The sequence below is a fragment of the Roseovarius nitratireducens genome (assembly GCF_002925845.1).
GTDB classification, from domain to species: domain Bacteria; phylum Pseudomonadota; class Alphaproteobacteria; order Rhodobacterales; family Rhodobacteraceae; genus Roseovarius; species Roseovarius nitratireducens.
The window spans coordinates 1-596 of record NZ_PDNI01000002.1 but is presented as its reverse complement, the minus strand read 5'-3'; the positions used below and the strand labels follow the sequence as shown (position 1 = coordinate 596).

The following is a 596-nucleotide window of genomic DNA, read 5'->3' as shown; positions in this document are numbered from 1 at the left end:
TGATGTTGGCTTGAAACCAATTTTAGGGGGTTCGATTCCTTCCTTTCTTAGTTTACTTTTACGTAAACAGGTTCTTCAAATGTATGATATGGAGGAGGACATCCGTGAAGTCATTCCAGGTTTGTTGTGGTTAGTTCAACTGATTTAACTTCTCGTTTTGACGCTAGGGCCTCTCAAATAATGAATATTATAATTAGAACAGCTGTTAGAGAAATGAACGAACCTATCGAAGATACGATATTTCATGTAGTGTAGGCATCTGGGTAATCTGAGTAACGTCGTGGTATTCCTGAAAGACCTAAGAAGTGTTGAGGGAAGAATGTTATATTTACTCCTACAAATATTGTAGCAAAGTGAATTTTGGCTCAGGTGTCATTTAGTGTGTAACCTGTGAATAATGGGAATCAGTGAATAAAACCAGCTATGATAGCAAAAACAGCACCTATAGATAATACATAGTGGAAATGGGCAACTACATAGTATGTATCGTGAAGAACAATGTCTAGAGATGAGTTAGAAAGTACGATTCCTGTTAGGCCTCCGATAGTGAAAAGGAAAATAAACCCTAGAGCTCATAGTATAGCTGGGGATCATTT

General features: G+C 37.4%; 1 pseudogene. It reads right to left on the bottom strand.

The annotated features are described in order from the left end of the window. Window positions 1-242 precede the first annotated feature (242 nt). Window positions 243-560: pseudogene (locus CRJ03_RS00010) on the bottom strand (cbb3-type cytochrome c oxidase subunit I). Between the last annotated feature and the right edge of the window lie 36 nt (window positions 561-596).